The 14,919-nt window shown below is 60.2% G+C and carries 13 protein-coding genes; 10 read left to right on the plus strand and 3 right to left on the minus strand.

Features of this window, described 5'->3' with window-relative positions; genetic code table 11:
• Positions 1–2 precede the first annotated feature (2 nt).
• On the plus strand, positions 3–569 hold the full coding sequence (locus tag AD670_RS27180) for a sarcosine oxidase subunit gamma (RefSeq protein ID WP_053139544.1): 567 nt from the start codon (positions 3–5) through the stop codon (positions 567–569).
• On the opposite strand, the gene AD670_RS27185 is transcribed toward AD670_RS27180, so the two are convergent.
• A complete protein-coding gene (locus AD670_RS27185) occupies positions 557–1,963 on the minus strand; it encodes a cytosine permease (protein ID WP_053139546.1) in 1,407 nt (468 codons plus the stop codon). The genes AD670_RS27180 and AD670_RS27185 overlap by 13 nt on opposite strands.
• Positions 1,964–2,285: 322 nt before the next feature.
• Between AD670_RS27185 and AD670_RS27190 the strand changes: the two genes are divergently transcribed.
• The 7 genes from AD670_RS27190 to AD670_RS27220 all read left to right on the plus strand — a co-directional run bounded on the left by AD670_RS27190 (position 2,286) and on the right by AD670_RS27220 (position 9,951).
• Positions 2,286–2,771, plus strand: a complete 486-nt coding sequence (locus AD670_RS27190; protein ID WP_053139548.1) for a flavin reductase family protein — start codon at positions 2,286–2,288, stop codon at positions 2,769–2,771.
• Between the two features lie 224 nt (positions 2,772–2,995).
• Positions 2,996–4,039 carry an LLM class flavin-dependent oxidoreductase gene (locus AD670_RS27195; RefSeq protein WP_012723539.1) on the plus strand — a complete coding sequence of 348 codons (1,044 nt, stop codon included), beginning with the start codon at positions 2,996–2,998 and terminating at the stop codon, positions 4,037–4,039.
• A 158-nt stretch (positions 4,040–4,197) separates the two neighbouring features.
• On the plus strand, positions 4,198–5,652 hold the full coding sequence (locus AD670_RS27200; protein ID WP_053139550.1) for a toxin-antitoxin system YwqK family antitoxin: 1,455 nt from the start codon (positions 4,198–4,200) through the stop codon (positions 5,650–5,652).
• 24 nt (positions 5,653–5,676) lie between these two features.
• Positions 5,677–6,105, plus strand: a complete 429-nt coding sequence (locus AD670_RS27205) for a DUF1810 domain-containing protein (protein WP_053139552.1) — start codon at positions 5,677–5,679, stop codon at positions 6,103–6,105.
• Positions 6,098–6,577, plus strand: coding sequence for a hypothetical protein (locus AD670_RS27210; RefSeq protein WP_053139554.1), 480 nt, complete (start codon positions 6,098–6,100; stop codon positions 6,575–6,577). The genes AD670_RS27205 and AD670_RS27210 overlap by 8 nt, the downstream gene beginning before the upstream one ends.
• Positions 6,578–6,600: 23 nt before the next feature.
• Complete coding sequence (locus AD670_RS27215) at positions 6,601–7,362, plus strand: NAD-dependent deacylase (RefSeq protein WP_053139556.1); 762 nt, start codon at positions 6,601–6,603, stop codon at positions 7,360–7,362.
• A 180-nt stretch (positions 7,363–7,542) separates the two neighbouring features.
• Positions 7,543–9,951, plus strand: a complete 2,409-nt coding sequence (locus AD670_RS27220) for a glucose/quinate/shikimate family membrane-bound PQQ-dependent dehydrogenase (RefSeq protein ID WP_053139557.1) — start codon at positions 7,543–7,545, stop codon at positions 9,949–9,951.
• Between the two features lie 99 nt (positions 9,952–10,050).
• Here the strand turns inward: AD670_RS27220 and AD670_RS27225 are convergent, their stop codons facing one another.
• Entirely contained in the window at positions 10,051–10,794 is a 744-nt protein-coding gene (locus AD670_RS27225; RefSeq protein WP_053139560.1) for a hypothetical protein, read from the minus strand.
• 117 nt (positions 10,795–10,911) lie between these two features.
• A complete protein-coding gene (locus AD670_RS27230; protein WP_053139562.1) occupies positions 10,912–12,138 on the minus strand; it encodes a XylR family transcriptional regulator in 1,227 nt (408 codons plus the stop codon).
• A gap of 139 nt (positions 12,139–12,277) precedes the next feature.
• Here AD670_RS27230 and xylA point away from each other — a divergent pair, with 139 nt between their 5' ends.
• On the plus strand, positions 12,278–13,594 hold the full coding sequence (gene xylA, locus AD670_RS27235; protein WP_053139564.1) for a xylose isomerase: 1,317 nt from the start codon (positions 12,278–12,280) through the stop codon (positions 13,592–13,594).
• A gap of 240 nt (positions 13,595–13,834) precedes the next feature.
• A complete protein-coding gene (xylF, locus tag AD670_RS27240) occupies positions 13,835–14,833 on the plus strand; it encodes a D-xylose ABC transporter substrate-binding protein (RefSeq protein ID WP_053139566.1) in 999 nt (332 codons plus the stop codon).
• Positions 14,834–14,919 lie beyond the last annotated feature (86 nt).

The raw sequence follows: 14,919 nt of genomic DNA on the forward strand, positions 1-14,919 counted from the left end.
CCATGACCAGTCTGAAAGCCCACGAAGTGTTCACGCCGCCCTGCCAACTGCACGACCAGACCGACCTGCCCCGGGTCGGCTTTCGCGGCGCACAAAGCGCCGAGTACCTCACGGCGCGCGGCTTCACGTTGCCGGGCGCGCCCAACCTAGCCAGCGCGCAAGCGGACGGCAGTTGGGTAGCCCGCCTGTCGCAGAACGAATACCTGGTGCTGGGCAGCCCGCAGGATCAGGGGCAACGGATTGCCGATGAAGAAGCGCGTTGGGAACTGGACCACCGCGCCAATTACCTGCTACCGCGTCAGGACAGCCATGCCTGCGTGCGGCTCAGCGGGGGGGTGATTGCGCAGGTGATGGCGAAGCTGTGCGGGGTCGATCTCAGTTTCCCGGCCTTCACGCCGGGGGCGGTGGCGCAGACGTCGGTGGCGCGGGTCAATGCGATTGTCATCCACACAGGGAGTGTGGAGCTGCCAGCGTTTCATATCCTCTGGGATCGCGCCTCGAAGGAATACTTCGAGGGCGCGTTGCGGGATGCGTTGGAGGAGTTCGGCGGAGTGGCTCAGTCGGTATAGCCCAACCGCGCCGCCCTGATCTTCTGGGTGTGTTGACGTGTCGCCAGGCAGTAATACAACGGGCACGTCACCACCAATCCCACCAGCCACGACAGGTCCGCGCCTTCCACCAGGTTGGCCCATGGCCCCACATACAGCGACGTATTGGCAAACGGCAGTTGCACGATGATGCCGATGAAGTACGCCACGATCGCATGCAGGTTGAAACGCCCATACACCCCGCCATCCGCCTGGAAAATCGAGGCAATGTCATAGACCCCGCGCTTGATGATGTAGAAGTCGATCAGGTTGATCGACGCCCACGGCACCAGCACCAGCAACAGCGCGAGGATCAGGCCGATAAATTGCGAGATGAAGTCCGCCGAGGCACCCAACGCCACCACGCAGCAACCGGCCAGGACCACGCCCGACAGCAACACACGCACCTTGATGCTCGGGGTCCAGTGGCTGGCGAAGGTCTGGACCGAGGTGATGATCGACAGCACCGCGCCGTACAGATTCAGGGCGTTGTGGCTGATGATATTGAGCAGGAACAGCACCATCAGGATCGGCCCCAACCAGCCGGTGGCTTGCTTGACCGCGACCATGGCTTCGGTGCCTTCGGGCGTGGCCAGTGCGGCTACCAGGCCAAAGGCGAAGGACAGGATGGTGCCAAGGGTGGCGCCCAGGTAGGTCGCAATGAACGGCCGGGTGATGCCGATGTCCGCCGGCAGGTAGCGCGAGTAGTCGCTGGTGTAGGGCGAAAAGCTGATCTGCCAGATCACCCCAAGCGACACGGTGGCCAACCAGCCCGCCGCGTTGAAGCCGCCTCGGGTCAGGAAGTCTGCCGGCAGGTCATGGGCGAAGATGTAGATAAAACCGGCCAGCAACGCGCTGCCCATCACCCAGGTGCCGATGCGGTTGAGGGTATGGATAAAGCGGTAGCCGATCACACCGATGGCGGTGGCGCTGAGGGCGCCGATCAGGATGCTCGCCGGCACCGGCACCGACGGCACGATGCCGACGATGGACTTGCCGGCCAGGACGATATTGGAGATGAAAAAGCCGATGTAGATCAGTGCGGCGAAGAACACGATCAGCAGCGCACCGTAACGGCCGAACTGGCCACGGCTCTGCACCATCTGCGGGATGCCCATGCGCGGGCCCTGGGCCGATGCAAGGGCAATCACGATGCCGCCGAGCAGATGCCCGAGGGCAATCGCCAGCAGCCCCCACGCCAGATTGAGATGGAACACCTGGGCCACCATGGCACCCGTGACGATCGGCAGCGGTGCGATGTTGGTGCTGAACCATAAGGTGAACAGGTCGCGGGCCTTTCCATGGCGCTCTGCGAGGGGGACATAATCGACCGTGTGCTGCTCGATCAGGGGGTCTTGCCGGGACATCTGGGGCATGGAAATGAACTCGCGTTTGTCTGATCTTATAGTTGTTTGACGCCAAACCGGGGGAGCTCTCTGGCCGCCCCTCAGATGAACACCATATTATGGTATTCCAACATTTTCACAAGACTGATCCGTAGTTTCAGCGCCCATCTGATCCGCAAGTGTGCCACAGGGCACCCTGTTATTTCCTGCCATGGCGCCCGTATTTATTGGCTATAAGACCCAGCCTTGACGTTCATCGGGCGATTGAAAAAGCGGTTGCATCGATTGTATTACGGTATACCATCAGACCTACAAATTCATAAGAACCGCTCTACCCGCAGAGGACCGCCCCATGATCGATGCCGCTATCTACAAACAAGTGATGGGTTCGTTTCCGTCCGGGGTCACCGTGATCACCACGCTGGATGACGACGGACAAATCGTCGGGCTGACCGCCAGTGCCTTCAGCTCACTGTCCATGGACCCGGCGCTGGTGCTGTTCTGCCCCAACTACAGCTCCGACTCGTACCCGGTGTTGATCAAGAACAAACGCTTTGCCATTCATGTGCTTTCCGGTGGGCAGCAAACCGAAGCCTATGCCTTTGCGCGCAAGGGCAAGGACAAGGCCCAGGGCATCGAATGGACGCTCAGTGAGTTGGGCAACCCGATCCTGGCCAATGCCACGGCGGTGATCGAGTGCGAGTTGTGGCGCGAATATGAAGGCGGCGATCACGCGATCATGGTCGGCGCGGTGAAGAACCTGATCGTGCCCCAGCACAACGCCGGGCCACTGGTGTATTGCCACGGCAAGATGGGCGCCCTGCCGCTGCCGGCCTGAGCCTTAGGGAGGATCCATTTTTTGTTTTATGTTCATCTCGCTCGCTTTCCTCGCGCGGTCATGCTGCAACCGCTGCAGAGAAAAGTTTTGCGGATATTCCGTATTATGGTATACCAACAATTAATCCGCCGAACAGCCGTCATCACTGGCAAGCTTCACATTGGCGAGAGCACTTAAGGGCCCGCAGTCGACAGGCCGATCACAATAGATCCGAGGTAAGCGTCATGAAGTTTTCCCTGTTCGTACACATGGAACGTTGGGACGAAAGTGTCAGCCACCGTCAGTTGTTCGAAGACCTGACTGAACTGACCCTGATGGCCGAGGCTGGTGGCTTCAGTACTGTATGGATTGGCGAACACCACGCCATGGAATACACCATCTCGCCAAGCCCGATGCCGCTGCTGGCTTACCTCGCGGCCAAGACCACCACCATTCACCTGGGCGCCGGGACCATCATCGCGCCGTTCTGGCACCCGTTGCGGGTGGCGGGCGAATGCGCGTTGCTCGACGTGATCAGCAACGGGCGCATGGAAGTCGGCCTGGCCCGTGGCGCTTACCAGGTGGAGTTCGACCGCATGGCCGGCGGCATGCCCGCTTCCAGCGGCGGCCAGGCGCTGCGCGAGATGGTGCCGGTGGTGCGTGCCTTGTGGAAAGGCGACTACGCCCACGACGGCGACATCTGGAAGTTCCCCACCTCCACCAGCGTGCCCAAACCGATCCAGCAGCCCAACCCGCCGATGTGGATCGCCGCCCGCGACCCGGACTCGCACAACTTCGCAGTCGCCAACGGCTGCAACGTGATGGTCACGCCGCTGATGAAGGGCGACGAGGAAGTCCTCGACCTGAAAAACAAATTCCAGGCCGCCCTCGACAACAACCCCGGCGTACCGCGCCCGCAACTGATGGTGCTGCGCCACACCCACGTGCATGCCGCCGATGATCCGGACGGCTGGAAAGTCGGGGCCAAGGCGATCTCGAAGTTCTATCGCACCTTCGATGCCTGGTTCGGTAATAAAGAGGTGCCGGTGAATGGCTTCCTGGCACCGAGCCCGGAAGAAAAATTCGCCGCCCGCCCGGAGTTCGAACTGGAAAGCCTGCACAAGACCGCGATGATCGGCACCGCCGAAGAAATCATCCCGCGCATCCGCTACTACCAGGAACTGGGCGTGGATGAGTTCAGCTTCTGGTGCGACAACAGCCTGCCCCATGCCGAGAAGAAGAAGTCGCTGGCACTGTTTATCGAGCAGGTGGTGCCGGCGTTTCGGTAACTGAACACCGAGACTGGCTCTTGCGAAGGCAGCCGCCTCCCGGCTGCCTTCGGACCAACTAATATCAAATTGGAATCACCCACCTCATTTGCTCTACACTGCGTCCTTTTCACGCCTCACTGATCGGCAGTTGCCGTCCCGTGAATAAGGAGATTCTGGTGTCGCTCAACGTCCGTAGTTGCCTCGCCATGGGTGCAATAACCCTGGCATCCCTCAGCCTCACAGGCTGCTTCACCGAAGAAATTGACGCGCGTCAGACACGGGAAATCCAAGGCCTGCTCTACAAAGTGCACGCGGACGATCCGTTCAGCGGGCGCGTGCTCAATTACCCGATGTCCGTGCTCGGTTTGTTCAACGTCGGCACCTGTACTGTCGATATCGAAAAAGGGCTGCCCGACGGTGAAATTCATTGCTCCGACAACGCCGGTAACTTACTGGCCTCGGGCGAGTTCAAAGCCGGCAAGCGCGATGGCAAAGAAGAAAAATTCGACGCCAAGACCGGCAAGAAAATCTTGATCGCCCATTGGAAAAACGGAGCGCAGGACGGTGTAACCGAGCAGTTCAACCCGCAGAACGGTGAACGTATCCTCGAGGTGCACTACACCGCCGGTAAAAAGAATGGCGCCGAACGCGCCTGGGACAATGAAGGCGATGCATTGATCGCCGACCTGAAATGGGAGAACGGCCTGCGCAGTGGTTTCGATAACCGTGGCACCCAGCACCGCACGTACCTGAACGGCAAGCAGCACGGTCCTCAAAAAGACTATGGCCTGACCGGCAATCGCTTCTATGTCTCTGACGAAGAAAACTACGAAAACGGCCTGCAGCACGGCGCCCAGCGGCGGATCGATGCGCGCGGGAACGTGACTGAGTCCAGTGTGTTCGAACACGGAAAACTGCGCACACGCGTAGTTGACCAGTACAGCTATGACGGTAAACACATCCATCACGTCAGCCGTGTGGCCCTCAAGGAAGACGTCAACCAATACATGGCCAGTGACTTGGCCAACGACGGCACCGAACAGTACTGGGATGACAACGGCCACCTCATCCGCGAACTGGAGTGGAACAAAGGCAAGTTGATCAGTGCCACCGCAACGGTGTGGGTCGGTGACCGCCAGGAAAGCCAGTTCCAGGGACTCGGGCGCGATAACTATGACCAACAACAGCGAGTGGTCAAACAGGGCCAGGAACGGCTGTTCAGTGACAAGGGTGAACTACAGGCAATCATCGTCTGGAATGCGGGCCAGGTCAGTCAGGTGCTTGTCACCCTCACACCCGACCTGCGCCAGCAGCACCCCGGCAAAATGGGCTTGCTCGGCGGCTTTCAGCAATGGGCCAACCCGGTGAGAGAGGAAGAGGCCTTCGACAAGGACAGCACCTACGTCGGTGCCGGCTTTGTCTCCCGCTATGAGCAACTGGTCGACATCCCCGCGCCAGGCCAGGCGATCGTCACCACCCCGCACCAGGCAACGGTGGCCACGAGCTCCGGCAACAGCACCAGTGATCGTGAAAGCTGCGTACAACGCCAGGTCGACGCGGTGCATGCCGAAGATCCCGAGGCGCTGATCCGCGCCGACATGCTCGAAGAGTTCGAGCAGAGCTGCCTGTAAACGTCATTGTTGATGGAGTGCGACATGAAGCAATCACTGGAACGCTTTGTCCTGGCTCAAGCCTCACAATTTGAAGCCGCCCTTAACGAGTTGGAGCGCGGAAAAAAAGACGGCCATTGGATGTGGTTCATCTTTCCCCAACTGCGCGGCCTGGGCTCCAGCGAAAAGGCCACCTACTACGGCTTGCAGGACGCTGCTGAAGCACGCGACTACCTGCAACACCCGCTACTGGGGCCCCGGCTTGCTCGCGCCACCCGTGCAGTCCTCGATGCAGCAGTGCCCTTGGAGGAGCTACTCGGCGAAGTCGACGCACTGAAATTCGCCTCCTGCATGACGCTGTTCGCGGCTGTCACTGATGCCGGATCCCTCTATGCGCAAGCGCGGGATGGCCTGAGCGGCGTAGATGAAAAAACACGTATGATTCTTAACCAGCAAGAGAATGGACATGACTGATTACGAAAAATGGACATTGGCAGTGCAGATCATCGTGGCGTTGGCCGCTTTCCTCTCTGTGTACCTGGTGGGCCGCCAGATCGGAATCTTGACGTCCCAACTCAAGGCAACACAGCTGGCCTCCGAAGCACAGAGCATCATCTCGATTGTCGAATTCCTGCAAGCCAGTGACGCCCGCGAAGCACGCGAAACGGTCCGCGCGACGCTATCGAGCCTGCACCATGACAGCTGGGACGAACGCCACGTCCAGCAGGCATCCTTGGCCTGTGCAAACTACGACGTCGTGGCAGCACTGCTGCGTGTGGATTTGATCACGAACAAACACGTCATCATCGAAAATTGGGCGCCCAGCATCCTGCACTGCCACCAAGTGCTTGCGCCCTACATCGAGAAAAAGCGCACCCAGGCAGGCGGCGACCGCAAATACTGGAGCAACTTCGATTGGTTGCGCGATCAGTGCGTCCGAAGCTGAATGCAACTTCTTGAGGTGAAACGATGAACGCCGAAACCCTTTTCCAACACACTCTCGAGAAGCTGCGCACGGCACGGCATGTAGTGATTTCTACTGGTGCAGGTATCTCCGCCGAAAGCGGCATTGCCACATTCCGCGACCCCGCGACCGGGCTCTGGTCGCGCTATAAGCAAGGCGAACTCGCCAGTGCTGAAGCCTTTGAACAAAACCCTGCATTGGTCTGGGGCTGGTATTCCTGGCGTCGAATGCTGGTCAGCAAAGCGAAGCCAAATGCTGCGCACCTGGCCGTGGCCGAGCTCGAACAATCCCTGCACCGCGTAACACTTATCACGCAGAACGTCGACGATCTGCATGAGCGCGCGGGCTCCAGGGATGCGATTCATCTACATGGGCACCTGACCACTGCTCGCTGCTACACGTGTAATAAACCTTATCTGGATGCCCTGCCTGTCAATGCGTCCCTGGAAGAAGGTCCATCAGATCCGCCGCACTGCCAACACTGTGACGGCCTGGTTCGACCGAACGTTGTCTGGTTTGGTGAGAAATTGTCGCCTGAGGACATAAACCGCGCCAATGCAGCGGCGCTCGACTGCGACGTTTTCCTGTCCGTTGGGACCTCCGAAAGCGTCGCTCCAGCGGTATACCTGCCGATCTTGGCCGCCGAACGGGGAGCCTGGGTCGTGCACATCAATCGTGCACCCTCCGTATCAGCGCCCGGCAACACCCTAATTGGCACCGCGACCAGTTGGCTTCCCAGAATTGCACAGGCATTGATCAGCGTTTAAATCACCAGAACAACGTGCCCTTTGCCGTGCGATGCCCCCGCATCGCACCCAAAGCGGCATTTAACCGCACTGCATCATCGCAGCACCTGTAATAGTCTATTGCAGGACTCTAATGTACTAACCAGTTAATTATCTTGCTAAAATCGCGTCTTTGCCCTCTCTCACTCGAGTCCTTTCGACATGAAACGAGCATCGCGCGCCACTGGCGTCTCTAGATTCTTACTCCTGGGCCTGGGCGTGATCATCGCCCTGCTCGGCCTCGCGCTGGCCGTTGGCGGCGCCAAACTGGTGAGCCTCGGTGGTTCCTGGTACTTCCTGATCGGCGGCGTGGTCATGGCGATTTCCGGTCTGTTGATTGCCCGGCGCAGCACCGCAGGTGCATGGTTGTTCGCAGCGTTCCTGATCGGCACGGCCATCTGGGCGGTGGCGGATGTGGGCCTGGTGTTCTGGCCGCTGTTCTCGCGGCTGTTCATGTTTGCGGCCATCGGCCTGGTGGTGGCGCTGGTGTATCCGCTGCTGGCCGGCCGGCCCGCGCGCGGTGCCTATGGCATTGCTGCCGTGTTGGCAGTGGGCGTGGCGGTGGCGGCGGGCAATATGTTTGTCGCCCACCCCAGCGTCGCCCCGACCGGTGCTGGCCCTGGTATCACCCCGGTAGCCCCCGCCGATGCTCAGAAAGACTGGGCCCACTACGGCAACACCGAAGGTGGCAGCCGCTTCGCTGCGCTGGACCAGATCAATCGCGACAACATCAACCAGCTCAAAGTGGCGTGGACCTACCACACCGGTGACGTGGCCATCAGCGACGGCAATGGCGCCGAAGACCAACTGACACCCCTGCAGATCGGCAACAAGGTGTTCATCTGCACCCCGCACAACAACCTGATCGCCCTCGACGCCGACACCGGCAAAGAGCTGTGGAAGAACGAAGTCAACGCCAAGTCGGCGGTGTGGCAGCGTTGCCGGGGCATGGCGTATTTCGACGCCACCGCGCCGATTGCCCAACCGACCCAGCCCAACAGCTCGCCGATCATTGCCGCCAGCGTTCCAGCCGGTGCGCAATGCCAGCGCCGCTTGCTGACCAACACCATCGATGCACGCCTGATTGCGGTCGATGCCGACACGGGTAAATTCTGCGAAGACTTCGGCACCCACGGCCAGGTGGACTTGAAAGCCGGCCTCGGCAATGTGCCGGACAGCTACTACCAGCTGTCTTCCGCACCGTTGATCGCCGGCACCACTGTGGTGGTCGGTGGCCGCGTCGCGGATAACGTCCAGACCGACATGCCAGGCGGTGTGATACGTGGCTTTGATGTGATCAGCGGGCAAATGCGCTGGGCCTTCGACCCGGGCAACCCGGAAGACAAACAGGCCCCTACCGGCGACAAGACCTACGTGCGCAGCACCCCAAACAGCTGGGCGCCGATGTCCTACGACCCACTGATGAACACGGTCTTCCTGCCGATGGGCAGTTCGTCCACCGACATCTACGGCGTGGAACGCACCCAGCTCAACCACAAATACGGCGCTTCGGTCTTGGCGCTCGATGCCTCCACCGGGGCTGAAAAGTGGGTGTACCAGACCGTCCACAATGACCTGTGGGACTTCGACCTGCCGATGCAACCGAGCCTGATCGACTTCACCCCACCGGGCAGCGACAAGGCGGTACCGGCGGTAGTGATTGGCACCAAGGCCGGGCAGATCTATGTACTCGACCGCGCCACCGGCAAGCCGCTGACCGAGGTCAAGGATGTACCGGTCAAGGCCGCAAATATCCCCAACGAACCCTACTCGCCGACCCAGCCGAAATCCGTGGGCATGCCGCAGATTGGCGCACAAACCCTGAGCGAGTCGGACATGTGGGGCGCCACCCCGTACGACCAGTTGCTGTGCCGCATCGACTTCAAGGGCATGCGCTACGACGGCCTGTACACCGCGCCGGGCACCGATAAATCCCTGAGCTTCCCGGGTTCCCTGGGCGGCATGAACTGGGGCAGCATTTCCACCGACCCGGTGCACGGTTTTATCTTCGTCAACGACATGCGCCTGGGCCTGTGGATCCAGATGCTGCCGTCGCAGAACAAGGCCCAGTCCTCGTCCGGTGGCGAAGCGCTGAACACCGGCATGGGCGCAGTACCGCTCAAGGGCACGCCGTATGCGGTGAACAAAAACCGCTTCCTGTCGGTGGCCGGCATCCCGTGCCAGGCGCCGCCGTTCGGCACCCTCACCGCCATCGATATGAAGACCCAGAAAGTCGCATGGCAAGTGCCGGTGGGCACCGTTGAAGACACCGGCCCGCTGGGCATCCGCATGCACCTGCCGATCAAGATCGGCCTGCCGACCCTCGGCGGCACGCTGTCGACCCAGGGCGGCCTGATCTTTATCGCCGGCACCCAGGACTTCTACCTGCGCGCCTTCAACAGCGGCAACGGTGATGAAATCTGGAAAGCCCGCCTGCCCGTCGGCAGCCAGGGCGGCCCGATGACCTACGTGTCGCCGAAAACCGGCAAGCAGTACATCGTGATCACCGCTGGCGGCGCGCGCCAGTCCACCGACCGTGGCGATTACGTGATCGCCTACGCCCTGCCATAACCCCCTCCTGGCGCGGTGCCCCGGTACCGCGCTGTCTGAAACGCCCACCTGACTGGATCGCTCTTCGAGCAAGCAATGCTCGCGTTCAAGTGCAGGCGGTCACCTCTGGATCGTATTCGCATCATTGTTTCTATCGGTCGTTATCAAAAGATAAACAGCTACCAGGAAACAGTACGCAAGCATCACCAGAGCACCCAACACCAAAATGCCATATCGGGCCATGCTCGCTTCAAACCCTATGAAATCCTCATACACCCGAACTTGCGCAACGCCGTCACTGTAACCGATGTACACGTCCTGCTCTTTTAGCGTTTTTAAATCACCCTGAAAATGAATCCAGAGCGTGTACACACCGTTTTGCACAATCGAAGGAATGACAACACTGCTGACCGGATCAGGCATCACCGTATCAGAGCGCGAATCATCCCTGATCTGGACCAGTCCCTTTGCAGGCAGCTTGATGTGTACATCCTTGATGACCTTGCTGCCGCTGTTCCTCAGCGTAATCAACAGGCTTATGGGGTAATTGTCCGGCCCTTTTTCGAACGGCGCATCGAGTAGCGCGAGATAAGGCGCCTGGCTCAGGTTAACCATTTTATCGATCTGTTCATGGCTGAGCGCTCCGTCGCCAATGCGCTTGATGCTGTCATACAAATTGGCGTATTTGAGCTTTTCAGCAGTACTGCCTAAACGCTCAGAAAATTGACGAGGTGCACTTTCATACCGGTAGGACAGATCAGCCTCGAGCTTAGTGTCATCCTTGAAAGCCACGTATATCCCGGTAATTGATCCCAGCCCCGTCACTAGGGCCAACAGAAATGTTCCAACGTTTCCCCAACTCAATGTAATGCTTCCTTATTGATCATCCTGGCGTACTCACTCACCGTTTGAGCGTGCCAAGTTCCGCTACGCAGAGCAAGCGAACAGGTTGCACTTGCACACGGACAGCAGCCTAGCGAGCTAAATGACTGTGTGGTTGAACGTTGTGGATGAGTGCGACGCAGGCATCGTCCCCCCCGCGCCCTGCTGATACTCGCGGGGCGTGCAGCCAAACTCTCGCCGAAACACCGTATGCAGGTACTGCGCCGACTTGAAGCCGCACTTGGCGGCAATATCGGCAATCGCCAGTTCGTGGCTTTCCAGGCCCTTGGCGGCGGCGGCGAGTTTGAAGCGCAGGATCTCGTCATGCACGCTGCAGCCGCGCACCTTGCGAAAGTGCGCTTCCAGGGAGGAGCGCGACACGCCGACATAGGCCGCCACCTGCGCGGTCTTGATGCCCTGGCAGGCGTATTGGCGGATAAACAGCAGCGCCTGCATCACGTACGGATTACCCAAGGGTTGATGCAAGCTGGAGGCCTGCACATTGATCGCCTCCGGCGGCACCAGAACCTGTGTGCCCACGCACGGTTTGCCGTGCAGCATCTGGTGCAGCAAGGCGGCGGCCGTGCGCCCCATGGTTTCCGTGCCCTGGATCACCGAACTCAGCGGCACCCGTGTGAGGGTGCGGGTCAGGGGGTCATTGTCGATGCCGATCAACGCCACTTGCTCCGGCACGGCGATGCCGGCAGTCAGGCAGGCTTGCAGCAGTTGTCGGGCGCGGGCGTCGGTGACGGCAATGATGCCGATGGGCTTGGGCAGGCTGTGCAGCCAGGCAATCTGCTGTTCCACCGCGCTGTCCCACAACGGCGCGCTGGTGCCCAGGCCGCGATACACCTCGACGTGCAAACCATCGCGTTGCAGCAGGCGGCGAAAGGCTTTTTCACGCTCCTGGGCCCAGCGATTGGCCTGGGCTTCGGGCAGGCTGAAACAGGCGAACCGCGTCAGGCCCGCTTCGATCAAGTGTTCGTAGGCCAACTTCATCAGCGCGTGGTTATCGGTCGCCACATAGGGAATACCTTTGGGATAGGCGCGCGCATCCTCATAGGAGCCACCCACCGCCACCACCGGCAACTGGCTGTCGGCCAACGCTTCGCCGATCAGCGGGTCGTCGAAGTCGGCAATGATGCCGTCGCCCTGCCAGCGCTCGATGCCTTTGAGGCGACAGAGAAAATCCTCTTCCAGGAACAGGTCCCAGGACGCGCGCGTGCTGCTCAGGTAATTGCCGATGCCGGTGATGATGCCGCGATCGTAGATTTTGCTGCCGTTGAACAACAAGGCAATGCGGTGGACGGGCGGTAGGGTTTTCATTGTTTTTGTCCTGGGGCCAGTGGCAACAGACTAGCCCTCGCCACTCAAAATCGCACCACCCCTTGGTGATTTTCATAATCAGCAAGCCAGGAGCCGTTGCTAGTATCCAGACACCGCCAAGAACAATAAGGAAAACGCCATGCCGTACTTCCCCGGTGTCGAGAAGGTTCGCTTCGAGGGCCCCAGCAGCGATGCCCCCCTCGCCTTTCGCCATTACGACGCCAACAAGCTGATCCTCGGCAAACCGATGCGCGAGCACCTGCGCATGGCCGCGTGTTATTGGCACACCTTCGTGTGGCCCGGTGCCGATATGTTTGGCATGGGCACCTTCAAGCGCCCGTGGCAGCGCAGCGGTGACCCCATGGAGGTGGCCATCGGCAAGGCTGAGGCGGCATTCGAGTTTTTCTCCAAGCTGGGCATCGACTACTACAGCTTTCACGACACCGATGTGGCGCCCGAAGGCAGTTCGCTCAAGGAGTACCGCAACCACTTTGCGCAGATGGTCGACCACCTGGAGCGCCATCAGGAACAGACCGGCATCAAGTTGCTATGGGGCACCGCCAACTGCTTCAGCAACCCACGTTTTGCCGCCGGTGCCGCCAGTAACCCGGACCCGGAAGTGTTTGCCTACGCCGCTGCCCAGGTGTTCAGCGCGATGAACGCCACGCTGCGACTCAAGGGCGCCAACTATGTGCTGTGGGGCGGCCGTGAAGGTTATGAAACCCTGCTCAACACCGACCTCAAGCGCGAGCGCGAACAGCTCGGACGCTTTATGCGCATGGTGGTGGAGCACAAGCACAAGATCGGCTTCAAGGGCGACCTGCTGATCGAGCCCAAACCCCAGGAGCCGACCAAGCACCAGTACGATTACGACAGCGCCACGGTGTTCGGCTTTTTGCATGAGTACGGCCTGGAACACGAGATCAAGGTGAACATCGAGGCCAACCACGCCACCCTGGCCGGGCACAGCTTCCATCACGAGATCGCCACGGCCTTGTCGTTGGGCATCTTCGGCAGCATCGACGCCAACCGGGGCGACCCGCAGAACGGCTGGGACACCGACCAATTCCCCAACAGCGTCGAGGAGATGACCCTCGCCACCTATGAAATCCTCAAGGCCGGTGGCTTCAAGAATGGCGGCTACAATTTCGACTCCAAGGTACGCCGCCAGAGCCTGGACGAGATCGACCTGTTCCACGGCCATGTCGCCGCCATGGATGTACTCGCCCTGTCACTGGAGCGTGCGGCGGCCATGGTGCAGAACGATCAGTTGCAGCAGTTCAAGGACCAGCGCTATGCCGGCTGGCAGCAGCCGCTGGGCCAAGCCGTGCTGGCCGGTGAGTTCAGCCTGGAGTCGCTGGCCGAACATGCGTTTGCCCACGAACTGAACCCGCAGGCCGTGAGTGGTCGGCAGGAGATGCTGGAGGGGGTGGTCAACCGGTTTATTTATCGGTGACAGTGTGGCGAGCGGGCTTGCCCCGCGTTGGGGCGCGAAGCGGCCCCATTACAGGCGATGTGTTTTTAACTGACACACCGAGGTGCCTGGTTTTGGGGCTGCTTCGCAGCCCAACGCGGGGCAAGCCCGCTCGCCACAACAGGCCCGGCTTGCCACAACACGCCGGTTAGCCACAACTACAGTGTTCGCCTAGAGTCTTCACCCAGTGTCTTTCCAACAACAATAAAAGGACGCACCACCATGAAGTCATTCAAACGTACCCTGCTCGCCACCGCCCTGGCCCTGCTCGCACTGCCAGTGATGGCCGATTCCGCCCACCCGAAAATCGGTTTTTCCATCGACGACCTGCGCCTGGAACGCTGGTCCCGCGACCGTGACTACTTCGTCGCCGCTGCGGAAAAACTCGATGCCAAGGTCTTCGTGCAGTCCGCCGATGCCAACGAGCAGAAGCAGATTTCGCAGATCGAAAACCTGATCTCCCGGGGCGTCGATGTGATCGTTATCGTGCCGTTCAATGCCACCGTGCTGACCAATGCCGTCGCCGAAGCCAAGAAAGCCGGGATCAAGGTGGTGTCCTATGACCGCCTGATTCTCAACGCGGACATTGATGCGTATATCTCCTTCGATAATGAAAAAGTCGGCGAAATGCAGGCCAGCGGCGTGCTGCAAGCGGCGCCCAAGGGCAATTACTTCCTGCTCGGCGGCGCCCCCACCGACAACAACGCCAAGGTGCTGCGTGAAGGCCAGATGAAGGTGCTGCAACCGGCCATCGACAAGGGCGACATCAAGATTGTCGGCCAGCAGTGGGTCAAGGAATGGAACCCCACCGAAGCCCTGAGCATCGTCGAAAACGCCCTGACCCGGAACAGCAACAAGATCGACGCCATCGTCGCCTCCAACGACGCCACCGCCGGCGGCGCGATCCAGGCCCTGGCCGCCCAGAAGCTGGCGGGCAAGGTGCCGATCTCCGGCCAGGACGCCGACCTCGCCGCCGTCAAGCGCGTGATCGACGGCACCCAGACCATGACCGTGTACAAGCCACTCAAGCTGATCGCCACCGAAGCCGCCAAGCTCTCGGTGCAGCTGGCGCGTAACGAGAAGCCCACCTACAGCTCGCAGTACGACAATGGCAGCAAGAAAGTCGACACCATCCTGCTCACCCCGACCCCGCTGACCAAGGCCAATATCGACCTGTTGGAGAAGGACGGGTTCTATACCAAAGAGCAGATCGGCCTGTAGGAGCTGGCTTGCCAGCGAAGATCGCGAACGAAAACGCGGAAAGCCTGAATAAACGCGGTGACTTGGCGTTTTTCGCGAGCAAGCTC

The sequence above is a fragment of the Pseudomonas sp. MIACH genome (genome assembly GCF_001269925.1).
Classification (GTDB): Bacteria; Pseudomonadota; Gammaproteobacteria; order Pseudomonadales; family Pseudomonadaceae; genus Aquipseudomonas.

Bases quoted from the DNA above. Each gene is read 5' to 3' on its own strand.
- AD670_RS27210 (WP_053139554.1), top strand. From the start codon at position 6,098: ATGACTGATTACGAAAAATGGACATTGGCAGTGCAGATCATCGTGGCG.
- AD670_RS27205 (WP_053139552.1), top strand. From the start codon at position 5,677: ATGAAGCAATCACTGGAACGCTTTGTCCTGGCTCAAGCCTCACAATTT.
- AD670_RS27230 (WP_053139562.1), bottom strand. From the start codon at position 12,138: ATGAAAACCCTACCGCCCGTCCACCGCATTGCCTTGTTGTTCAACGGC.
- AD670_RS27220 (WP_053139557.1), top strand. From the start codon at position 7,543: ATGAAACGAGCATCGCGCGCCACTGGCGTCTCTAGATTCTTACTCCTG.
- AD670_RS27195 (WP_012723539.1), top strand. From the start codon at position 2,996: ATGAAGTTTTCCCTGTTCGTACACATGGAACGTTGGGACGAAAGTGTC.
- AD670_RS27185 (WP_053139546.1), bottom strand. From the start codon at position 1,963: ATGCCCCAGATGTCCCGGCAAGACCCCCTGATCGAGCAGCACACGGTC.
- xylA (WP_053139564.1), top strand. From the start codon at position 12,278: ATGCCGTACTTCCCCGGTGTCGAGAAGGTTCGCTTCGAGGGCCCCAGC.
- AD670_RS27180 (WP_053139544.1), top strand. From the start codon at position 3: ATGACCAGTCTGAAAGCCCACGAAGTGTTCACGCCGCCCTGCCAACTG.
- xylF (WP_053139566.1), top strand. From the start codon at position 13,835: ATGAAGTCATTCAAACGTACCCTGCTCGCCACCGCCCTGGCCCTGCTC.
- AD670_RS27215 (WP_053139556.1), top strand. From the start codon at position 6,601: ATGAACGCCGAAACCCTTTTCCAACACACTCTCGAGAAGCTGCGCACG.
- AD670_RS27190 (WP_053139548.1), top strand. From the start codon at position 2,286: ATGATCGATGCCGCTATCTACAAACAAGTGATGGGTTCGTTTCCGTCC.